This is a genomic window from Massilia genomosp. 1 (assembly GCF_011682185.1).
Taxonomy (GTDB): Bacteria; Pseudomonadota; Gammaproteobacteria; order Burkholderiales; family Burkholderiaceae_D; genus Telluria_A; species Telluria_A rubra.
Genome location: NZ_WHJF01000064.1, coordinates 13,783 through 34,487, shown reverse-complemented (window position 1 = coordinate 34,487; position 20,705 = coordinate 13,783). Strand labels below are relative to the sequence as shown.

17 protein-coding genes are annotated in these 20,705 nt (G+C 64.1%); 6 read left to right on the top strand and 11 right to left on the bottom strand.

Going from position 1 to position 20,705, the window contains the following annotated elements; all coding sequences use genetic code 11:
• Positions 1-67: 67 nt before the first annotated feature.
• The 4 genes from ntrC to glnA form a co-directional block, all read right to left on the bottom strand.
• Complete coding sequence (ntrC, locus tag F1735_RS21655; protein WP_167238874.1) at positions 68-1,546, bottom strand: nitrogen regulation protein NR(I); 1,479 nt, start codon at positions 1,544-1,546, stop codon at positions 68-70.
• 68 nt (positions 1,547-1,614) lie between these two features.
• Positions 1,615-2,700, bottom strand: coding sequence for a nitrogen regulation protein NR(II) (gene glnL / locus F1735_RS21650; protein ID WP_167238873.1), 1,086 nt, complete (start codon positions 2,698-2,700; stop codon positions 1,615-1,617).
• On the bottom strand, positions 2,697-3,206 hold the full coding sequence (locus F1735_RS21645) for a DUF4124 domain-containing protein (protein WP_167238872.1): 510 nt from the start codon (positions 3,204-3,206) through the stop codon (positions 2,697-2,699). The genes glnL and F1735_RS21645 overlap by 4 nt, the downstream gene beginning before the upstream one ends.
• A gap of 194 nt (positions 3,207-3,400) precedes the next feature.
• A complete protein-coding gene (gene glnA / locus F1735_RS21640; RefSeq protein WP_167229918.1) occupies positions 3,401-4,816 on the bottom strand; it encodes a type I glutamate--ammonia ligase in 1,416 nt (471 codons plus the stop codon).
• A 310-nt stretch (positions 4,817-5,126) separates the two neighbouring features.
• On the opposite strand from glnA, the gene F1735_RS21635 reads away from it, so the two are divergent.
• Positions 5,127-5,585, top strand: a complete 459-nt coding sequence (locus tag F1735_RS21635; RefSeq protein ID WP_167238871.1) for a rhodanese-like domain-containing protein — start codon at positions 5,127-5,129, stop codon at positions 5,583-5,585.
• Between the two features lie 97 nt (positions 5,586-5,682).
• Here F1735_RS21635 and F1735_RS21630 read toward each other — a convergent pair whose 3' ends face one another.
• The 5 genes from F1735_RS21630 to F1735_RS21610 all read right to left on the bottom strand — a co-directional run bounded on the left by F1735_RS21630 (position 5,683) and on the right by F1735_RS21610 (position 15,701).
• A complete protein-coding gene (locus F1735_RS21630; RefSeq protein WP_229505892.1) occupies positions 5,683-8,625 on the bottom strand; it encodes a sensor histidine kinase in 2,943 nt (980 codons plus the stop codon).
• Positions 8,626-8,635: 10 nt separating this feature from the next.
• Positions 8,636-9,973: a TAXI family TRAP transporter solute-binding subunit gene (locus F1735_RS21625; RefSeq protein ID WP_167238869.1), complete on the bottom strand. Its 1,338-nt coding sequence runs from the start codon at positions 9,971-9,973 to the stop codon at positions 8,636-8,638.
• 360 nt (positions 9,974-10,333) lie between these two features.
• Positions 10,334-13,633, bottom strand: a complete 3,300-nt coding sequence (locus tag F1735_RS21620; RefSeq protein ID WP_229505891.1) for a transglycosylase domain-containing protein — start codon at positions 13,631-13,633, stop codon at positions 10,334-10,336.
• Between the two features lie 322 nt (positions 13,634-13,955).
• Positions 13,956-14,759, bottom strand: coding sequence for a competence/damage-inducible protein A (locus F1735_RS21615; RefSeq protein ID WP_167238868.1), 804 nt, complete (start codon positions 14,757-14,759; stop codon positions 13,956-13,958).
• 69 nt (positions 14,760-14,828) lie between these two features.
• On the bottom strand, positions 14,829-15,701 hold the full coding sequence (locus F1735_RS21610) for an EI24 domain-containing protein (protein ID WP_167238867.1): 873 nt from the start codon (positions 15,699-15,701) through the stop codon (positions 14,829-14,831).
• 132 nt (positions 15,702-15,833) lie between these two features.
• Here F1735_RS21610 and F1735_RS21605 point away from each other — a divergent pair, with 132 nt between their 5' ends.
• Together F1735_RS21605 and F1735_RS21600 are read left to right on the top strand one after the other, a co-directional pair.
• Entirely contained in the window at positions 15,834-16,190 is a 357-nt protein-coding gene (locus F1735_RS21605) for an FKBP-type peptidyl-prolyl cis-trans isomerase (RefSeq protein ID WP_167238866.1), read from the top strand.
• A 2-nt stretch (positions 16,191-16,192) separates the two neighbouring features.
• The gene (locus F1735_RS21600; protein WP_167238865.1) at positions 16,193-16,438 is read left to right on the top strand and encodes a hypothetical protein; all 246 of its coding nucleotides are present in this window, start codon (positions 16,193-16,195) and stop codon (positions 16,436-16,438) included.
• 65 nt (positions 16,439-16,503) lie between these two features.
• On the opposite strand, the gene F1735_RS21595 is transcribed toward F1735_RS21600, so the two are convergent.
• Positions 16,504-17,259: a substrate-binding periplasmic protein gene (locus F1735_RS21595; protein WP_167238864.1), complete on the bottom strand. Its 756-nt coding sequence runs from the start codon at positions 17,257-17,259 to the stop codon at positions 16,504-16,506.
• A gap of 250 nt (positions 17,260-17,509) precedes the next feature.
• Here F1735_RS21595 and F1735_RS21590 point away from each other — a divergent pair, with 250 nt between their 5' ends.
• Positions 17,510-18,493 carry an esterase/lipase family protein gene (locus tag F1735_RS21590; protein WP_222853049.1) on the top strand — a complete coding sequence of 328 codons (984 nt, stop codon included), beginning with the start codon at positions 17,510-17,512 and terminating at the stop codon, positions 18,491-18,493.
• A 125-nt stretch (positions 18,494-18,618) separates the two neighbouring features.
• On the top strand, positions 18,619-18,873 hold the full coding sequence (locus tag F1735_RS21585; RefSeq protein WP_167229320.1) for an acyl-CoA-binding protein: 255 nt from the start codon (positions 18,619-18,621) through the stop codon (positions 18,871-18,873).
• Between the two features lie 26 nt (positions 18,874-18,899).
• On the opposite strand, the gene F1735_RS21580 is transcribed toward F1735_RS21585, so the two are convergent.
• Positions 18,900-19,181, bottom strand: coding sequence for a polyhydroxyalkanoic acid system family protein (locus F1735_RS21580; RefSeq protein ID WP_166893071.1), 282 nt, complete (start codon positions 19,179-19,181; stop codon positions 18,900-18,902).
• A gap of 123 nt (positions 19,182-19,304) precedes the next feature.
• Between F1735_RS21580 and F1735_RS21575 the strand changes: the two genes are divergently transcribed.
• The gene (locus F1735_RS21575) at positions 19,305-20,549 is read left to right on the top strand and encodes a putative Na+/H+ antiporter (protein ID WP_167238863.1); all 1,245 of its coding nucleotides are present in this window, start codon (positions 19,305-19,307) and stop codon (positions 20,547-20,549) included.
• Positions 20,550-20,705: the final 156 nt, after the last annotated feature.

The window sequence follows — 20,705 nt, the reverse complement described above, 5'->3', positions numbered from 1 at the left end:
CAACTTGGGCCCCCGCCTGCGCGGGGGCGACGCTGCTGCTGCGGTGATATCAGCGCGCCGCCCTGCCCTACTCGTCCTTGGCGCCGTCGATCCCCAGTTCGGCGATCTTGCGGGTGATGGTGTTGCGCCCGATCCCGAGGCGCACCGCCGCATCGTTCTTGCGCCCGTGCGTGTGCTTGAGCGCCGTCTTGATCAGGGCCGATTCGAACTGCCGTCCCAGCACGTCCATCACTTCCGACTGCCCGGCGGCCAGCATGCCGGCCGCCTGCAGCTCCAGCAAACCGATCCAGCCGCCCGCCGCGTCCAGCGCCGCCATGCCGGCGCCGCCCACCATGCCGCCCTGGCCGCCGGCCTGCAGCGCGGCGCCCTCGCCCGGCGCCGCGTCGGCCGCGCCGTCCTGCGTCAGTTCGAACGGCATGTCCTTGACTTCCACCGTCTGGCCGGGCGCCATCACGGTGATCCAGTTGCACAGGTTTTCCAGCTGGCGCACATTGCCCGGCAAGTCCAGGCCGGTGAGGAACTGCATCGCCGGCTCGCTCATGCGCTTGGCCTCGACCCCGAGCTGGCGCGCGCTTTGCACCAGGAAGTGGCGCACCAAAAGGGGGATATCCTCGCGCCGCTCCCGCAAACTGGGCAGGCGCAGGCGGATCACATTCAGGCGGTGGTACAAGTCTTCGCGAAACAGGCCGTCGCGCACGCGCTGTTCCAGGTTCTGGTGGGTCGCCGTGATCACGCGCACATTGGCCTTCATCGGCTGATGCCCACCGACGCGGTAGAAGTGACCGTCCGAGAGCACCCGCAGCAAGCGGGTTTGCAGGTCGAACGGCATGTCGCCGATTTCATCCAGGAACAGGGTACCGTTTTCGGCCTGCTCGAAGCGCCCGCGGCGCGTGGTCTGCGCCCCCGTGAAGGCGCCGCGTTCGTGGCCGAACAGTTCGGATTCGAGCAAGTCCTTCGGGATCGCCGCGGTGTTCAGGGCGATGAAGGGCTGCTGCGCGCGCGGGCTGTGCTTGTGCAGCGCGCGCGCCACCAGTTCCTTGCCGGTGCCCGATTCGCCCGTGATCAGCACCGTCACGTTCGATTGCGACAAGCGCCCGATGGCGCGGAACACTTCCTGCATGGCCGGCGCCTGGCCCAGGATTTCGGGGGTCTCGGTGGGACCCGATTCGACGCTGGTCTCGCGCAGGCTTTCTTCCAGCGCGCGCCGGATCAGTTCGACCGCCTTGTCGATGTCGAACGGCTTGGCCAGGTATTCGAACGCCCCGCCCTGGAAGGCGGCAACGGCCGAATCGAGGTCGGAAAAGGCGGTGATGATAATGACCGGCAGGCCGGGATAGCTGGCCTTGACGGTCTGCAGCAGGTCCAGCCCCGACTCGCCCGGCATGCGGATGTCGGACACCAGCACTTGCGGCGTATCGAATTCGAGCGCCGCGATCGCATCGCGCGCGTTCGAAAAGCTCTTGGTCGCGAGGTTCTCGCGTGCCAGTGCTTTTTCAAGCACCCAGCGGATGGAGGCGTCGTCGTCGACTATCCAGATTGGTTTCATGTGTTCGCGCTTCCCCGCAATATGGATCTTCAATTGATGGGACCCGGACGCCAAGGCTGATGCGCGGCTTATGGCAGCGGCAACAAGATCCTGAAATCCGTAAATCCAGGCCGGCTTTCGCACTCGATCACACCCATGTGCTGCTGCACGAAGGTCTGCGCCAGTGTCAGCCCCAGGCCGCTGCCGCCCTCCCGTCCCGATACCAAAGGATAGAAAATGCGGTCGCGGATCTGCGGCGGGATGCCCGGTCCATTGTCGATGATATGCAAGTCTAATGCCAGCCCGTAGCGCACCTTGGCCAGGGTCACCTGGCGCGCCACGCGGGTCTTGAAAACCAGCTGGGCGTCGCCCGCCACAATCTGCTCCGACAACGCTTGCGCCGCATTGTGGGCGATATTGAGCACGGTCTGGATCAACTGTTCCTTGTCGCCCCTGAACTCGGGAATCGAGGCGTCGTAGTCGCGCCGGATGGAGAGGCCGGCCGGGAACTCGGCCAGCATCAGGCTGCGCACCCGCTCGAGCACTTCGTGGATATTGACGTCGCCGACGATGTGCGGACGCCGGTGCGGCGCCAGCAGCCGGTCGACCAGGGTTTGCAGGCGGTCGGCCTCCTTGATGATCACCTGGGTGTACTCGCGCAAGTGGGTCAGGTGGCGGGCCGGCAGTTCGAGTTCGAGCAGTTGCGCCGCGCCGCGGATGCCGCCCAGCGGGTTCTTGATCTCGTGCGCCAGGTTGCGCACCAGTTCCTTGTTGACCTGGCTCTGGTCGAGGATGCGCTCTTCGCGGTCGAGTTTGAGTTGCTGGACGTTCTCGCGCAGCTCGATCACGATGCCCCACTCGCCGGCTTCGCTGACGATGCTGTGCACATGCAGCGGCTCGCGCCCGCTGCGCTCCAGGGTCAGGTCCTGGCGCAGGTCGGCGTATTTATGGGCCAGCGCCTGCTCGCACAGCTTGATCAACTCTTCGGCATTGAGGAACAGCGTATGCAGTTGCTGGCGTTGCAGGGCGCGCAGCGAGCTTTCGAGCAGGTTCTCGCAGGCGGCGTTGGCGAAGGTGATGGCGCCGCCGGCGTCGACCAGCAGCACGGCCGACGCCAGCAGGTCGAGGCCGGCCAGGCCGTCGCGCCGCGGCGCCGGGGGAGCGGCCGGGGTCATTTGATGTTCGAGATTTCGCGCCGCAGCGCTTCGATATTCTTTTCGGCGCGCGCGACGTTTTCCGCCATTTGCTTGACCCGCTCTTCGTACTTGGCGTAGTTCTTCTCGTTGCCCTGGCGTTCAGGCTCGCCCTTGTTATATTCGCGTTTGAGTTCGGCCAGCTTCTTCTCTTCGGCGCGCAGTTCCTGATGGAGGATTTCGCGCCGGTCGGCGTCGCGCGCGCGCTGCTCGCTGCCGCCCACCTTCGGAAAATCGGTCGGCGTGGTCACCGGCTTGGCCGGCCCGGTATTCTTGCGCGCGGACGGCGCCGGGATATTGTTCGGCACGTCGAGCTGCTTGCAGCCGCTCTTGGGGTTGTCGGTCAACTCCTTTTTGCCATTGGCGTCGACGCACAAATAGATGTCGGCCCGGGCCAGCGGTTGCACGCCCAGGCCGACGAGCAGCGCCAGCGCCAGTAAAGGCAAGGTCGGCGAGCGCAGCGGGCGGAGCGGGCGAATCCGGGACATCCTCGTTATCATAAGCATCAGCGTTGTTTCACGGAATTCCGTGGAGTAATTAGATTCAACCGAATATACAACATCCAATGAAAAACGCGAGGAAAGCCGTGGCCTTCCTCGCGTTTTTATACCGTAGAGATACGTTTTGATGTCTCTACGGCCACAGGTGCTGCAAGTTGGCAATGCTTGCCAACAAAAAACAATTACAGCGAATAGTACATGTCGAATTCAGCCGGGTGCGTGGTCATGCGCATGCGTTGCACGTCCTGCATTTTGAGTTCGATGTAGGCATCGATCATGCTGTCGCTGAAAACGCCGCCACGGGTCAGGAACTCGCGGTCCTTGTTCAGGTTGTCCAGGGCTTCTTCCAGCGAAGCGCACACGGTCGGGATCAGCGCGTCTTCTTCGGGCGGCAGGTGGTACAGGTCTTTCGACGCCGCTTCGCCCGGATGGATCTTGTTGGCGATACCGTCCAGGCCCGCCATCAACAGCGCGGCGAAGCACAGGTACACGTTCGCCAGCGGATCCGGGAAGCGGGTCTCGATGCGGCGGCCTTTTGGATTGGCCACGTGCGGAATACGGATCGAGGCCGAACGGTTCTTGGCCGAGTAAGCCAGCTTGACCGGCGCTTCGTAGCCAGGCACGAGGCGCTTGTACGAGTTGGTGCCCGGGTTGGTGATCGCGTTCAGTGCCTTGGCGTGCTTGATGATGCCGCCGATGTAGAACAGCGCATCTTCCGACAGGCCCGCATAGCCGTCGCCGGCGAACAGGTTTTTGCCGTCTTTCCAGATCGACTGGTGTACGTGCATGCCCGAGCCGTTGTCGCCAACGATCGGTTTCGGCATGAAGGTGGCGGTCTTGCCATAGCTGTGGGCCACGTTCCAGACCACGTATTTCAGGTTCTGGGTCCAGTCGGCGCGCTCGACCAGGGTCGAGAAGCGGGTGCCGATTTCATTCTGGCCGGCGCCGGCCACTTCGTGGTGATGCACTTCGACCGGGATGCCGAGTTCTTCGAGGATCAGGCACATTTCGGAGCGCATGTCCTGGAACGAATCGACCGGTGGCACCGGGAAGTAGCCGCCCTTGACGGTTGGACGGTGGCCGCTGTTGCCGCCTTCGGTCTTGGCGTCGGTCGCCCAAGACGATTCATCCGAATCGATCTTGACGAAGCAGCCCGACATGTCGATCTTCCAGCGCACGCTGTCGAAGATGAAAAATTCCGGCTCAGGGCCGAAGTAGGCGGTGTCGCCGATGCCGGTCGACTTGAGGTAGGCTTCGGCGCGCTTGGCGATCGAACGCGGATCGCGGTCGTAGCCCTTGCCGTCGGCCGGTTCGATCACGTCGCACTGCATGAACAGCGTGACTTCTTCCATGAACGGGTCGATGTTGGCGGTGTTCGGGTCTGGCATGAGCAGCATGTCGGACGCTTCGATGCCCTTCCAGCCGGCGATCGACGAGCCGTCGAACGCGTGGCCCGATTCAAATTTGTCGAGATCGAAGTGCGATACGGGAACCGTTACGTGCTGCTCTTTGCCGCGCGTATCGGCGAAGCGAAAGTCCACAAAGCGAACGTGCTTCTCTTTAACCATTTCCAAGACTTCTGCGGCCGTCATTGCCATGCGTATCTCTCCTAATATAAATGGGGGGTTGCCGCCCGGGCGGCAAAACTTACAGGAATCATAGCAGAAAGCGTGCCAGCCAGACCACAGAGGCCAAAGGCAATAGCGGCGTTGAAAATGCTGCCAAATGGCACTAAACTCCTGGGTCCCTGTTCGCGGCGTGGCCATCGCGCCTGGCTGCAATCGCACCAAATTAGTGCAAATACTGCCGATTGCACCAGATCGATGCGCCATGCACCGAAAAGGGAAAGATGCCGCGCCATGGTGCGCCGCTCCTATAATAATCGCAAACTTCACCGAGGAATACGCCATGAGTAACGTCGAGACCCTGCTTGCCGCCGCCCGCACCCGCGCGCCGGGCGAACCGTATGCCGGAGCGGTGACGCCGCAGGAAGCCTGGGAACTGCTGCAAAGCGAAGCGCGCGTGCGCCTGGTCGACGTGCGCACCGACGCCGAGCGCGCGTGGGTCGGCAAGGTCGCCATTGCGGCGCAGCAGCACTGCGCGGTGCAGTGGAGCGTGTGGCCGGAAGGCGTGCCCAATCCCGATTTTGTGCAGCAGCTGCAAGCGGTGGCGCAGAAGGATGAAGTGCTGCTGTTTTTATGCCGCTCGGGCGTGCGCTCGCGCCACGCGGCCAGGGTCGCGACCGAGAACGGCTATGCGCACGCCTTCGATATCCTGGAAGGCTTCGAGGGCGATAAGGATGCGGACGGGCACCGCAAGAGCGTGGGGGGATGGTGCAAGGCGGGCTTGCCGTGGATGGGGGCTTGAAGCCCACATAAGTTCATGGCCTGTTTTGGCTGTCGTACTACAGGTCTGTAGCGTGCGCGCGTGCTGGCGCCTTAGACTGACCTGAACGCCCAGGACATCAGTAAGCCATCTTGCCGGGCACCGTCACCGTGATCTCCGTGCCCGCACCCGCTTTGCTGCTGATATCGAGCACCGCGCCGATGCTGCCTGCACGCTCGCGCATGCCGACCAGCCCCCAATGGCCGGGGCGTTGGCCGGTCGCGGCGACAATGTCATCGAGTCCGCGCCCGTTGTCGCGAATGCGCGCAAGGAAAGCACTGGCGCTGTAAGTCAGTTCCAGGTCGATCCGCGTGGCGTCGGCATAGCGTGACGCATTGAACAGCGCTTCGCGCGCGATCGCGTAGACTTCCGCATGCACGTCCGGGCGCAACTTGACCGGCTTGCCATTGACCTGCATCGCGAACGCGTGCGGCCAGTATTCGGCCAGCCCCTGGCCGAACTGGCCCAACGCCTGTTCCAGCACCTCGTCCGACGAGGGCGTGCGCAAGCCCATGATCTGGTCCCGTCCTTCCGCCAGCAATTGCTCCGCAAAATTGAGCGTCTGGTCCAGGCGCGTGCGCTCCTGCGTGCCCTCTTCCACCTTGCGGCTGTGGGCGTCGAAGGACATCAGCAGCGCCTGCACGCTTTGCAGCAAGGTATCGTGCAAGGCGCGCGCGACGCGCGTTCGTTCCGCCAGCCGTTCCTGCAAGCGCTCCTGCATGCGCTGCGTAAGGTAGCCAATGCGCAGGGCATAGGCGGCATACAGCAGCACTACGCCAAGCGCCGCCGCCAGCAGTTTGAACCAGCCGCTTTGCACGAACGTCGGGGGAATCTCGATGTCCACCGTGGCGCCCACGGTATTCCACACATGATCCTCATTCGATCCGATGACCTCGAAGCGATATGTGCCGGGCGCCAGGTTGGTGTAATACGCCTGGCGACGCCCGATCGCTTCCTGCCACGCGCGCTCGAACCCAAGCAGCCGGTAGCGCAGGCGCACCCGCTCGGGAATCGACAAACTCAGTGCGGTGAAGTCGATCTGCAGTGCGCGCGCCCCTTGCGGCAGGGCCGGTACGCGTCCATCGGCAAGCGGGTAACGCACGCCGTCGGCCAGTACACCGGTGATGTGTACCGGCGGCGCCAGCCGGTTGCGCAGGATGTTGGCCGGATCGATGGTGCCCACCGATCCCGTGGTGGCGTACCACAGCACGCCGTCCTGCGCGCGTTTCAGCGACGGCACTGGCCGCAATTGCGGCGCGTGGCCCTGCATGCCGTCCTGCGCATCGAAGCGCTCGAACGCCACCGCGCTGCGCGGGTCCTTCAACCATCCATGCAGGGCGGCGGCGGCGATGCGATACAGGCCGTCCGCGCCGTGCAGCCACAGGTCGCCGCCGGGCTCGCGGACGATGCCCGACACGCCCCGAAACTGCTCGTTGCGCTCGCCGTGCAAGGCGGTGAAGCGCCCATCGCGATACAGCGCAACGCCGTTTTCGCCGCCCGCCCACATGGTTTTACCTTCAGCGCTGAGCGTCAGGATCGTACCCAGTTTCAGCCCCTGTTCCGCGCCAAGCTGGCGTACGGCGCCGTCGCCGACGATGCTGGCCTGGCTGCGCAGATGCCCCATCCAGACATTGCCGTCGGCATCAACCGCCATCGACGTCGTCAAGAGATCGGGCACGCCTCCCGGCTTGATCCACGCCCCCTCGGCCAGCTTGTACACACCTTTGCCAGCCGAGAACGAGACCCACAGCGCGCCATGACGGTCCTGCTGCATGGCGTGTACACGCAATCCCGCCAGTTCGCCCGGAAAAGGGAACGTGGTCAGCACAGCGTCGCGATCGCGCCGCTGCACGCCCTCCATCCCGCCCAGCCAGAGCACGCCGTCAGGAGACGTGTAGCTGGCGGTCAGTTGGCCCGGCACTTCGCGGCTGATGCGCCCTTCGCGGCCGAAACGCCACAGGTCCCCGGCATAGTCGCCTACCCACATCTCGCCCGACGGCCCGCTCACCAGCGCGGGAGACTCCAGTTGCCGGGCGACGTGTACGGTGCGCAGGCGATTCGGGCGCAGCCGGTCCATCCCGCGCTGCGTGCCGATCCAGAGATTGCCTTCCCGGTCTTCGAACCGTGTGCTTGGGAGCGGGCCGCTGATGCCGTTTTCCTTCGACAGGCGCTGCTCCGGCAGGTTCGGGGCCAGCCTGCGTTCCAGGCCATCGGGATGCATCATCCACATGGTGTCGTGGCGGTCGAAGTACATCCCGTAGCCTTCCAGTTCGGGCGCGGGCGGCTCGCCGGCGGCAGGCGCTGTCGCGCGAACGCGGTAGTAACCCTGCTTGAAATCGTTACCCCAGATCGTGCCATCGGGCGCCTCGCACAGCCACACCAGCGTCACGTGCGGCCACGCGCGCGTGAAACGGGTCTCGCCCGGCTTGCGAAACCAGGCGCCCGTGTTGGTGCCGACCCAGGTGGTGCCGTCGCGGGCAAACAGAATCTGGAACACGCCCAGGGCCGGCAGCCCGGACTCGGGGCCAAGGTAGCGGAAACGGGACGCGCCAGGCGCCAGCACCGCCACGCCGTCGCGCATGGCCGCCCATATCGCCCCATCGGGGGCCGCTTCGATGTGCATCACGCCGACCGGTCGCAAGCCGCCGCCTTCCGCATAGGCATGTGCGCCGCCCTGCCTGAACACCGACACGCCGCCGACGCGGTAGCCGATCCAGAGCGCGCCGTCGGGCGTGCTGGCCAGGGCCATGATATTGCTGGAGTCGAGCCGATGGCCATGGACGGTGTCGGTACGCTCGAAACGCACGCCGTCGAAGCGGTACAAGCCGGTCGGCGTCGCGATCCAGAGCCAGCCGTCCGGGCCTTGCGCAAATTTGGTCACGCCTGTCGGCGCGCCATCGAGTTCGGTCCAGGCGGTGTGGGTGTAGTCGGTGAGTAAAGGCCGGGGAGCGGCTGCGTCAGCGCATGGATGCGCGGCTACCAATATCAGCAGGAAGACGGTTCGCAGTGCCCGCAGGATCATCGACGGGCCGCTACTTGACCGGTGCGATCGCGCCATCCGCGTTTTTCACCCGCTGCCGCACAAAATTGATGTGGCTGCGCAGCCCGTACAAGCCATCGGCAAACGCCAGCGGAATCGAAATCTGGTTCACCATTTCCTCGATTTCATCGAGGCGCTTCAACAGGCCCGCGCACACTTGCGCGCGTTGCGGCCCTTGGGCCGCTTCCAGTTCCTGCTCCACCGTGCGCAGCTGCCCGTACCAGCGGTACACGCGCGAGCGGATGCGCCATACGTACAAGGGCGGCACCACTTTTGAGAGCGGCAGCACCAGGGCGGCCAAGGCCACCACCACGACCCACATGCGGTCGAAAAAATTGGCCAGCCAGAAGCTCATGTAGCGCTGCAGCAGCGGCGCGCCATCCTTGTAGAACTTGGCCGCTTCGCGCGCGACGGGAATTTCGGTGTAGCGCGCCGACGGAAACTGTCCCTGCTGCTGGAACCAGCCGGTGCCGCCATGGATCTCGCTGGCCGCCTGCACATACAGGTCGATCAGCGCCGGATGCAGATCCTCGCGCGCCACCAGGGTCGCGGTGGGAGCGATCAGATGGTAATCCTGGGCGGGGATGTCGCGCCCGACGTCGACAATCCCGCGCGGCAGCACCACGTGCGAGACGAACGGCAAGCGCCGCGAATAGGCCTCGGCCTGGGAAAAATCGAACAGCTTGAAGCCCGGCGTTTGCAGCAGCATCTGCACCAGCGGCGCATCCGGACCGGAGCTGAAGACCAGACCGTCGATGCGCCCTTCCAGCAGTTCCACCGTGCCCGGCGTGTTTTCGAGCGCGCCGATGGTCAGGTCGCCCGGCTCGACGCCATTGAGCGCCAGCACCTGGCGAAACAGCTTCGGCACGCCGCTGCCTTCCGGTCCGAGGTTGATTTTCAGGCCCTTGAGCTGGGTAAGCTGGGTCACGTGGGCGTCGTCGCGCAGGAACAGCCAGACCGGTTCGGTGAACAGGCTGCCGATCGAGACCAATCCCTTGCGCTGGGCTTCGGCCTGCTCGGTCGATCCGCTCTGGACAAAGGCGATATCGACCTTGCCTTCATTAAGGTGCTGCAAGTTGTCCTGCGAGCCGAGGGAGCGCTGCAGGGTCACGGCGATGCCGTGCTTGCCCAGTCTGGCCGCGTATTTTTTGCCGAATTCTTCGTAGGCGCTGTTTTCCTGGCCGGTGCCGAGCGTGACGCTGCGCGGCGGCGAAGGATCGACGAGGAAGTAAGCGAGCGCGCACAGGGCGACGATGGTGAGGACGCTGGGACCGGCGGTGGCAACCAGGTCGCGAAACGAGAACTGGGTAAACTTCCGGATTTTGGACATCGCACGTTGCAAAGGTTTCATGGTTCGGTACGATGCCAACAATCGCACAAACATGCAAGGGCTATCACTTCGGGGCGGGATTGGCGTTCTTGCATCTGCCGGCCCTGCATCCACAGTCCTTCTACAGTTCTCGCATCGGCCTTCCCTTTACTGTCCTCGCATCCACCGCCCTTATATCTACCGTTAACCTAAAAACCGTCTTTCCCGCGAAGGCGGGAATCCAAGTTCGTGCCGACGCCACAGGCGGCTCGCCAAAATTGGATTCCCGCCTTCGCGGGAAGTCTTTTTTGCCAGTGGCAGAAAAGACGGTCTTAAATGAAGCGGTACTAACCAAGCACCACTTTCAAATCGCCATCGCGATCAACGCACGCACTGCTTGGCCGTGCCATCCGTCGGCGGCTCGATCATCGGCATCAGGGTCGGCGCCAGCACCGTGAGCAACTGCACCGGCAAGGCACTGGTAAAGTCGTAGTCGGCCGACGACGGTCCATGTACATACGCCGTCATGCTGCCGAAAAAGCGCTCGCCGATGTTGAAGACGAACGTCGCCGAACGGTTCACGTAACGCGATTCGATCAGCCGCCCGCCAGCGCCATACACCTCGAAGCGCTGGTCGCCGGTACCGGTCTTGCCGCCCACGGCGATGATGCTGCCGTCGGCCATCTTGAAGGCCGTCTTGACCCGCTTGGCGGTACCATCCGACACCACGCCGCGAATCGCATCGGCCACCGCGCGCGCCACTTCCGGCGACAGGATCTGCTCGCCCGGCGCGCTCTTGGCCTGCTTGATCAGGGTTTCGTATGGTGTACCTTCGGCAAAGTGCAGCGAGTCGATGCGCTGCACCGGTTTGCGCACGCCCTTGTTGACGATAATGCCCATCATCTCGGCCAACGCCGCCGGGCGGTCGGCCGACGCGCCCAGGGTCGTCGCATACGACGGCACCAGCGAGTCGAACGGATAGCCCATCTTCTTCCACTGCGCGTGGATCTTCAGGAAAGCTTCGACTTCCAGCAAGCCGGCGATGCGGCGGTCCTGCGCGTGCTTGCGGTGGGTGTTGAACAGCCATGCATACACTTCCTGGCGCTGCTTGACGCTGGCCGCGATCATGTCCGAGTAGGTCGCGTTCGGGTTGGCGCGGAAGTAACCGACCAGCCACAGTTCGAGCGGGTGGATCGAGGCCAGGTAGCCGCGGTCGGCCAGCGACATGTTGGCCGGCGCATACTGGTCGTACATGCGCGCGATGCGATCGTCCGGCACTTCGTTGGCCGACACCAGGTTGTCCTTCACGAAGGCCGTGAACTGCGCCAGCGTGGCGTTCGGGGCGATGGTGCGATGCACGTTGGCCAGCCGGGTCGGGGTCGGACGGAAGCTCGCGAGCAGCACTTTTTCGGCGTCGGCCGCGTTCTTGCCCTTGTACTTGTTATAGAAGCGGCCGAGGAACTCGCGCCCTTCGCGGTCGGCGAAGCGGGCCAGGTATTCGGCGCGGCGCGGGTCGTCGGCGTCGGCCAGCAGCGCGGCCGAGGAACCGGGCAGCTGGAACATGTAGTAGCGCACCACGTCGCGCATCAGGCGCACGAACACCAGGTTGGTCGAGCTGCGCAAGGCCTGGCGCACGCTCATGACGCGCGAGTTGTCGAGCTTGCTGAAGTTGCCGAAGGTGTGCATGCCGCCGCCGGTGAAGAAGCCTTCGCCCGGGTTGCCCGAGTACTGGCGTTCGATCGCCGCTTCCAGCATGGCCGGCAGGTCGCGCGCGGCGCTGGCCGGCAAGGTCAAAAAGTATTCGATCGCCCACTGCGACAAGCGGTCCTTGGGATCGACCACCACCTTGCGCAGCTCGGCGGCGCTCATGCCGTTGTAGCGCTGGTACAGCTGGTCGATGATGTCCATGTAGGTCACCAGGGTGCGCAGCTTGGCGGTGGAGCCCAGATCGAGCTTGGCGCCTTCGTTGATGTCGAGCGGCTGGTCGTAGTTATCGGTCTGCACGCGCAGGTAGTTGGCCTTTTCGCCGCGTTCCATCAAGGTGAAGCTGTACACCACGTTGGCCGGGTCGCCGTTGCCCAGCATGCCCTTGCCGGTCAGGCCGGCCTCGCGCGCCGAGTCGGCGTCGCGCAGTTTGCGCAGCATGGCGGTGACGGCTTTTTGCGCTTCCGAGTCGAGCGTGCTGACCACCGACAGGTCGAGGCGGTCCACGTTGTACAGGCGGGCGTCGCCCAGCAAACCAGCCAGGTGCGTGCGCACGGCGTTCGAGGCCTTGCGCGACACGAAGGCATTGGCCGCCGGCGGCGCCACGCCGGAACCCTTGGCCGGCTCCAGCTTGAGCGCCAGCGCGGCGTCGCGCAACTGGGTCGTGATCACGCCGGCCTGGGCCAGCACGCGCAGGTGGGTGTTGGTCAGGTTTTCGAGGTCGTTGGCGCCGGCGCCCAGGTAGTGGGCCGGACGGCGCTGGGCGATCATCAGCGAGAGCGCCTGTTTGTATACCAGCGCGGCGTCGGGCGAATGCGGCTCGTCCTTGAGGAGCTTGTTCATGGCCGCGAAATCGCGTCCGTACCAGACCCACATGCCGTCGCCGATGCCGTTGACTTCACCGTAGCCGAGCTTGGCCGACAGCGGCACCGTGTTCAGGTAGTCGATGACGATCTGGCGCCGCGCCTTGGTGGTGTCTTCCCCGTACTGGTAGGCGCGCAGGGTGGCGGAGACCATCTGGCGCGCTTTTTCCGACAAGGAGCTGGTGCGTCCATCCGGCGAATGGCGGTATTTTTCGATCTGGGTGGCCAGCGTGCTGCCGCCGGCCGAGCGCTTGTCGCCGCCGCTGAACACGTGCAGCGACTTGTCGAAGACGGCCTTGCTGAAGCGGTCCCACTCGACCGCCGGATTGCGTTTCGGGTAGGTCGGGTCGAGCAGTTCGCGGTTTTCGATGAACAGCAGGCTTTTGACCAGCGAGGATGGCGCGTCGTCGAACTTCTCGTAGAAACGCTCCGGGTAGCGCGCCAAAAACAGCGGCTCGCCGCGGCAGTCGAGGATTTCGAGGCCGACCTTGGTTTTTTCGCGGTAGGTGGCGAACAGGCCCTGGTCGGCCAGTTCGACCATCTTGGGCGACAGGCGCGCCTGCGAATCGATCATGAAGTCGCGCGCCTTGAGCTTGGCCAGGTACTCGGGCATGTTGGCGTAGCCGAGCCGCTCATCGTACGGGCTGTCGTGCGGGAAGCGGATGTTGGTGCTCGGGCCTTTTTCGACCTTGTAGTTGATCTTTTTGGCGATGCCGGCGAAGTACTTGGCCTGCATCGACGAGGTGCGCACTTCATCGAGCAGCCACCAGACGCCGGCGCCCAGCAGGACCAGTAACAGCAAGCACAGGACCAGCTTGATGCGGCTGCGGCGGCGCGGAGGGGTGCCTTGCGGCTCGGTGGCGTGTTCGGAATCGGGCAAGGTAGCGCTGTCGGTATCGGAAGTGAGCAAGGTGTTGGTATCGGTATCGGTGGGCGTGGCGGCGGCGCTGGCGGCGTCGCCGGACACGAGGGACAGGTGGGAATGCGGCGCCGCCGTGCCGTCGTCCGGCGCGGGCGGCACCTGGCCGAGTTGGATCATTGCCGCACGGGCGCGCAATTTGCGCACCGCGCTGGCGACGATGCGGGGCCGTCGAGAACGACGATTACTTTCCATGATGGCTCAACCGGTTCAAATCAATCGTACCTGCAATCACCGCATCAACCTTCGCCATCGTGCAACGGGTCGCTTCGTGTGATCGGGTGGTCAATCGCATTCCTGAAATGTATAAAATGTCACGCATTGAATTCTCACTCGAATCTCACGCGCGTGTCATGCGCAAACGAGTGCTGCACGGTCACCATTCCACCACATCGGGTGAGCGTGGCGAAGGCATGTTCAAGAAAACTTGATCTGGTCGATTGTTTTTCGCAAAAAAACAACGGCTCAGCGCGCCGCGCAAAAGCGCTGCCGCAAAACGCGTCACATGCCGGTCACACTACGCGCCTGCGCCCGGCCCGCATGGAGCGAATTCGATCCGCATGGCGGCCAGCTGCGCGCACATGTCGGCGAACGCCGTCGCGGTCAGCGCCGGCTCGCCCTTGACGCCCAGTTCGATATGGCTGCGCGTGAGCGCGTCGCCCACGCTCGGCAGGCTGAATACCTTGACCGGGGCGTAGCGCGCTTCGAGTTCTTCCATCAGCGGATTGAGGGTCGACTCCATCGAGCCGTACACCAGCACCGACTGTTCGCTGTGCGGCTGGCGGTTGAACAAATGGCTGTAGTGGTTGTCGAGCACCCAGGCGATCATCGGCCAGGCCATCACCGGAAAGCCCGGCACGAAGTGGTGGGTGCCGACCGTGAAACCGGCGATCTTGTTGTAGGCGTTGGGGATCAGCGAGGCGCCTTCCGGGAACTCTGCCATTTTGAGGCGGTGCAGGTTTTCCGGGGAACCGAGGTCGACTTCCTGGCCGGCGTCGCGCGCCATGTCGCCGATGCGCTCTTCAATGTTGAGCCGCCCCTGCGGGTGCAAGGCCAAGGGTACGCCGAGCGCGCTGGCGGCGCACTGGCGCGTGTGGTCGTCCGGGGTGGCGCCGATGCCGCCGCAGGAGAACACGATGTCGCCGCTGGCCATGGTGCGCTTGAGGGTGGCGCTGATGCGCGCCGGATCATCGCCCAGGTACTCGGCCCAGTCCAGCTTGAGGCCGCGCTCGGCCAGCAGCTCCAGCACTTTGGGAAAGTGCTGGTCGCGCCGCTTGCCCGACAAAATTTCGTCGCCGATGATGATCAAACCGATTGCCATGTGATTCTCCGTTGGTGCATACGCTGTTGCAAACGCTGTTGTAAAAGTCGTCAGTGTGCCACGAAAGACTCAGGCCGGTGGCGGCGTGCCCGCCTCGACCTGCACCGCAACGCCGGCCAGCGGCGGGGTCTGGGACGCGCGCAGGTCGGCCAGCGCCTGCATGCAGTAGTACTGGAACCAGAGCGCGGTAAACACGAAGATGAGCACATACAGCCAGATCGAGATGGCCGCCAGGAACGGGAACAGCACGAACGACATGAGCGCGCCGCCCAGCCAGACGATGCCCGGCAGCGCGCCGATAAAGCCGGAAACGATGCCGATAAAGGTCAGTTGCGCGCGGTGACGGCGCCGGATGGCCTTCATTTCGTCGGCGCTGGCGTAGTCTTCCAGGGCGTCGTAGACCATCACGCGCGTGGTCAGGGCGCCCCACAACACCACCTGCACCAGCACCGCCAGCGGCGGCACGATGTACAGCGGCAGGGTCGCGATCCAGACCACCACGAACAGCAGCGAGGTGCTGATGTTGATCGCCAGGCCGGCCATGAAGCTGCCTTCGTTCCTGGCTTCGAGCGTGCTGAAATGGCGCGCCGCGACGTGGCGCGTGATCGGCGGCATGGCGGCCACGCCCATGAAGATCAGGGAGGTGGCGATCATCAGCGGCAGCAGGAGCAGCATGGCGATCAGCGGCACGATCACGGTTTTCAGGGCACCCATGCCGAATGTGCCGAGCATGCCGCTGGTGGTCTTGAACCAGTCGTGGTCCTGGAACAGGGTCTGGACATAGTCGAGCAGCGGCTGGAAGCCGAAGGCCAGCAGGACGGCCCACAGCAGCACCGACAGCACGAAGGGAATCACCGTCAGCAGCAGCATCTTGGGATTGGCCTGCGAGACGAGGGCGCGGCGGTAGGCGGTGGCGACGGGGCGCCAGGGAGTCTTGGTCATGGAAAGCGGTGGATGATAGTCAAAAAGTCCACGCAGTGTAGCGTGCTTTGGGCGCTGGCGGGGGTGCGTCAATAGCGCTTCGGCACGGCATGCACTACAATCGCCAATCACACCGATCTACTAAGGAAAACCATGTCCACTATTACTACCGATTCCGGCCTCCAGTACGAAGACACCATCGTTGGCGAAGGCGCACAGGCGCAAGCCGGCCAGCACGTCACCGTCCATTACACCGGCTGGCTGCGCAACGACGACGGCACCGCCGGCGCCAAGTTCGACTCCAGCAAGGACCGCAACGACCCGTTCCAGTTTCCGCTGGGCGCCGGCCGGGTCATCAAGGGCTGGGACGAAGGCGTGCAGGGCATGAAAGTCGGCGGCGCGCGGCGCCTGACGATTCCGGCCAGCCTCGGTTACGGCGCGCGCGGCGCGGGCGGCGCGATTCCGCCCAACGCCACGCTCATTTTCGACGTCGAACTGCTGAAGGTTTAAGCATGTCGACGGGCGCCCTGCCTTACGCGCTGGCGCTGCTGGTGGTGGCCGCTTCGAGCGGCTGCGCCGTCGTTGCGGTGACCGGCGCGGTGGTTGGCGCCGGCGTGGCGGTCGGCTCGGCGGCCGTTGGCGCCGGGGTCGCGGTGACCAAGGGCGCGGTCAAGGTGGCCACCTACCCGTTCCGCGACAGCGATGAGGAAAAGGCGGCCAAGGCCAAGGCCGAGGCCGAGGCCGAAGGCAGGAACTAGCAGTCCGCGCGCGTCGCGCGGTTTTTTGGTCCCGACATCCAGGTCCGGCAGGCTGCCAACCAGGCTTAGTTGGCAGCACCGGCGCTCAAGGCTGCCGCCGCCACTGCCTCGATATCAATCCGTTTCAAGCCCTGATTGACAATCTTGCGCACGCGCTCGCCTTCGGCGTTGGAGCGAAAGCAAATGTAGAGCCGCTTCTCTTCCAGCAGGCGGGGATGGAAACGCAGCGTCGGCGCCACGGCGCGCAGGTCGGCGTCGTTGAGGATCAGGTGCTCGTACACGCGCCGGTCGATCAATACCAGCGGCACCCGCCTGGCGGCCAGCTTGCGCAGGTTTTGCTTGTCGTTCACCGCAGTATCGATCATTTGCTTTCCTTGGCGCACCCGCGTATCGAACTCGCTTGTATTGACATAACCTTCGACGACGCCGATCCGGTACTTCGACAGGTCGGCCACGGTTTCCCATTGAACCGGTGCGTCCGCGCGGTAGGCAAAGCCGAGCGGACCGCTGCCGATCGGGTCGGATACGAGAAAGTCGCGGGCCAGCCCGGCCGCGAGGTATTCGGGGTAATACCCGGCAAAGGGAGAATCGTGTTTGATCAGGGCGATCGCCCGGGTCCACGGAAAGTACTGAACTTCCAGGCGATAACCCATGCTGGCAAGCGCGGCGGCGATGACCGCCGTCGTCACGCCTTGCCGCGGCAGCGACGCTCCAGTGTAGGGAGGCCATTCGAGCGAGGAGAGCCGGATGACGCGGCTGGCATCGGCCGGCGGGCGCGCGGGCGTAGCGCCTGGCGCGCCGCTACAGAACAGCATGGCCAAGCCACAAGCCCACGCCGAAACAATATGTACGCCCGCTCGCATCATCGGCACCACGGATCAGGACAACGGTATGTCAATACGAAATCATACACCCAAACAGTGAAATTTGCCTTAGGGAAATTACATTTCCCTCGATTCCTGGCCCGCAACATCACCTTTTTGTTGCGCAAGCCGCTCAGTCGACACATTTTCAACCGTCTGTTGGCGCGACCAAGTAGACTCGTAGCCCCTGCCTACCCTGGAGTCATCCATGATGAAAATGCTTGCAACGCTCATGCGCGTGGCCGCCCTGGGACTGATGAGCGCCTGCGCCACCCCGGCACAGGACGAGCCGGCACTGCTGCTCATCGATGGGTCGCGCCTGCCGCCGGTCAACGTCAGCATGAGCGTGCCGAACCTGAGTCACTGCACCGACAGTGGCGACCAGACCCTGAGATTGAACGCCCAGCAGCCGGTCACGGTGCTGGTCCATGGCTGTTTCAGCTCGGCCGGGCGCTACCGTGGAATGGCCCAGGTACTGGCTTTTCACGGCCAGCAGACCGTGTGTTTCAATTACAACGACCGCGACAGCCTGCTTCGCAGCGCCGCCCAGCTCGACGCCGCACTCACCGGGCTGGCCCGGGGCTTGGACCAGCAGCCCATTACCGTCCTGGGCCACAGTCAGGGCGCCCTGATCGCGCGCAAGGCGATGTCCATCGGCCAAGCCGATGCCATCGGGGGCAAGGATGGGTCGCTGCGCCTGGTGACCGTATCGGGACCGTTCGGCGGCATTGCGGCGGCGCGCCATTGCGGCAGCCGCTTGTGGAAGACCCTCTCGCTTGGACTGGTCGGGCCGATCTGCCAGATCGTCACGGGCGATAAATGGTCGGAAATTACCTACACCTCGCCGTTCATCGTCGATCCACCCCCGCTCGATCCGCGCGTGAGGGATTTTCTCAAGATCGTGACCGATGAAGGCGGCAGCTGCCGGCGCATGAACCAGGGCGCTTGCGTGGAGTCGGATGCGATTTTTTCCCTGGCGGAGCAACGCAACCCGGCGATTGACACCGATCCGCGGGTCAAGATCGTGGAGGTGAAGGCGGGTCATGTCGAGATTGTGGGCAACAATCGCGAGGGGCCGGTAAAGCTGATCGCCGTATTGCAAGAACAGGGAGTGATCAAGCCGACCGCACCGGAACAAAAGGAGAAGTTCGGCCTGTTGCTGACCCGCTTGTTCGGGGAAGCGGCCCGCTGAGATAGGCTCTTGGCCTCGGCTGGCGAAGCTGAGCATGTCCTCTAATCTCTTGGGCTTTTCCGGGGTTTGGCGTGCAAGCTGCGCTAAGATTCTCATCCTATATTTCAGCCACCCCAGGAGACACGATGAGTTTGCAGGAACAGTTTGACCAGGCCTTGGCCGATTCCAAAAATCTGCCCGAGCGTCCGGATAATCAAACCTTGTTGAAGATTTACGCACTCTACAAGCAAGCATCGGCCGGCGACACCGACGGCAACCGTCCCGGCATGACCGACTTCGTCGCCCGTGCCAAGTACGATGCGTGGGATGCTGTCAAGGGCACGTCCAAGGACGAGGCCATGCAGCAGTACGTCGACCTGATCGACGAATTGAAGGGCTGAGAGCCCCCCCCCCCGGCGCGGCCGCGTCAGGCTGCGCCGAACACCGCTTTCATCTTTTCCGTCACTTTCGCCTCGATTGTCGACGCGAACGCACTCATCAGGAACCCCAGGCGGATATGCATCGCCACCCGCTGCGCTTCCAGCGCCAGCGATCCGTGCACGCCGCTGCGCTCGAAATGGAGCACGTCGCCCTGCCACGCGCAGGTCAGGCCATATTCGGCGGCAATCTTGTCGGCCACTTTCTGGGCCGCTTCGCGCGCCTTGATCGGTGTCAGGCTATGCTCCTGAACGATGCTGATGTCAGCCATGACTTTCCTTGTTGTGTTTTTCGCGCACATGATACCTTGTTGAGCTCGCCCCGCCTAGTTCGGCTCCGCCCGCTGCCGCTTCCCGTCCTATAATGCTTCTCGGCTACTTTTTATCGGAATGACATGAGCGACATGCAACTCATCGCCGCGGTCCTGTTCGGGCTCGCCCTGGCGCACACCTTTGCCGCCAAGAGTTTCGAACGCCTGGCCGACCGCTATCCGCGCCACGCCGGGCTGTTCCATTTCTTCGGCGAAGTCGAGGTCGTGTTCGGCCTGTGGGCGCTGGTGCTGATCCTGGCCATGGCCTTCATGGTCGGCGGCAAGGAAGCGATCGACTACGCCGAATCGCGCACCTACACCGAACCGCTGTTCGTGTTCGTGATCATGGTGGTGGCGGCCTCCAGGCCGGTGCTCGAAGCGATCCGCGCCGTCATCGCCACCCTGGCGCGCCTGGCGCCGCTGCGCACGCCGATGGTCAATGTGTGGCTGTGCCTGTCCCTGGTGCCCCTGCTCGGCTCGCTCATCACGGAACCGGCCGCCATGACCCTGGCCGCGCTGATGCTCGCGCCCCAGATTTTTCGCAAGGACATGCCCGAGTGGCTCAAGTACGCCGCCCTGGGCGTGCTGTTTGTCAATGTGTCGATCGGCGGCACGCTCACCTCCTTCGCCGCGCCGCCGGTGCTGATGGTGGCCTCCACCTGGCACTGGGACAGCGCCTTCATGGCCTCGACCTTCGGCTGGCGCGCCGCCATCGCCGTGCTGATCAATGCGACCGTGGTGAGCGTCATGCTGCGCCGGCACATCGTCGAGGCGCCCGCGCCGGCCCCGGATGAGGTCAAGGTGCCGCTGCTGGTGATCGCGATCCACCTGGCCTTCCTGGCGGGGGTGGTCGGCTTTGCGCACCATCCGGTCATCTTCATGGGCCTGTTCATGTTCTTCATCGGCTTCACCCATGCGTATGACAAGTACCAGAATCCCCTGATCCTGAAGGAAGGCTTGCTGGTCGGCTTCTTCCTGGCCGGGCTGGTGGTGCTGGGCGGCATGCAGCAATGGTGGCTGCAACCGATCGTGTCAAGCATGGGGCCGACCGCCCTGTTTTTCGGCGCCACCGCGCTGACCGCGATCACCGACAACGCCGCCCTCACCTACCTCGGCTCGCTGATCGGCGGCTTGTCCGACCAGGCCAAGTACATGCTGGTGGCCGGGGCGGTGGCCGGCGGCGGCCTGACCATCATCGCCAACGCCCCCAATCCGGCCGGCGCGGCGCTGGTGCGCGATGGCTTCGAGGACGAATCGATCGGCGTGGCCGGGCTGCTGGCGGGCGCGCTGCCGCCGACCATCGTGGCGATGATCATGTTCCTGCTGTAGCGCGATGTGGCCGCTCGCTTGCGCTGCGTCAAACCCGCGCAGCGTTATCAGGGCGACCATTTCTGTTCAGTTCGCTTGAATTGGCAGGAAAACAAGTCTTGGTTTTTGAGCAAGCAAGAGCGCATTTGCTTATGTGGATTGTGTATAAGCCTCAAT

What these genes read in the sequence shown, in the direction of transcription:
- ntrC (WP_167238874.1), bottom strand. Translation starts at nt 1,546, where the DNA reads ATGAAACCAATCTGGATAGTCGACGACGACGCCTCCATCCGCTGGGTG.
- F1735_RS21635 (WP_167238871.1), top strand. Translation starts at nt 5,127, where the DNA reads ATGAGTAACGTCGAGACCCTGCTTGCCGCCGCCCGCACCCGCGCGCCG.
- F1735_RS21615 (WP_167238868.1), bottom strand. Translation starts at nt 14,759, where the DNA reads ATGGCAATCGGTTTGATCATCATCGGCGACGAAATTTTGTCGGGCAAG.
- F1735_RS21585 (WP_167229320.1), top strand. Translation starts at nt 18,619, where the DNA reads ATGAGTTTGCAGGAACAGTTTGACCAGGCCTTGGCCGATTCCAAAAAT.
- F1735_RS21590 (WP_222853049.1), top strand. Translation starts at nt 17,510, where the DNA reads ATGATGAAAATGCTTGCAACGCTCATGCGCGTGGCCGCCCTGGGACTG.
- F1735_RS21645 (WP_167238872.1), bottom strand. Translation starts at nt 3,206, where the DNA reads ATGTCCCGGATTCGCCCGCTCCGCCCGCTGCGCTCGCCGACCTTGCCT.
- F1735_RS21575 (WP_167238863.1), top strand. Translation starts at nt 19,305, where the DNA reads ATGAGCGACATGCAACTCATCGCCGCGGTCCTGTTCGGGCTCGCCCTG.
- F1735_RS21605 (WP_167238866.1), top strand. Translation starts at nt 15,834, where the DNA reads ATGTCCACTATTACTACCGATTCCGGCCTCCAGTACGAAGACACCATC.
- glnL (WP_167238873.1), bottom strand. Translation starts at nt 2,700, where the DNA reads ATGACCCCGGCCGCTCCCCCGGCGCCGCGGCGCGACGGCCTGGCCGGC.
- F1735_RS21630 (WP_229505892.1), bottom strand. Translation starts at nt 8,625, where the DNA reads ATGATCCTGCGGGCACTGCGAACCGTCTTCCTGCTGATATTGGTAGCC.
- F1735_RS21620 (WP_229505891.1), bottom strand. Translation starts at nt 13,633, where the DNA reads ATGGAAAGTAATCGTCGTTCTCGACGGCCCCGCATCGTCGCCAGCGCG.
- F1735_RS21580 (WP_166893071.1), bottom strand. Translation starts at nt 19,181, where the DNA reads ATGGCTGACATCAGCATCGTTCAGGAGCATAGCCTGACACCGATCAAG.
- F1735_RS21625 (WP_167238869.1), bottom strand. Translation starts at nt 9,973, where the DNA reads ATGTCCAAAATCCGGAAGTTTACCCAGTTCTCGTTTCGCGACCTGGTT.
- F1735_RS21610 (WP_167238867.1), bottom strand. Translation starts at nt 15,701, where the DNA reads ATGACCAAGACTCCCTGGCGCCCCGTCGCCACCGCCTACCGCCGCGCC.
- F1735_RS21600 (WP_167238865.1), top strand. Translation starts at nt 16,193, where the DNA reads ATGTCGACGGGCGCCCTGCCTTACGCGCTGGCGCTGCTGGTGGTGGCC.
- glnA (WP_167229918.1), bottom strand. Translation starts at nt 4,816, where the DNA reads ATGGCAATGACGGCCGCAGAAGTCTTGGAAATGGTTAAAGAGAAGCAC.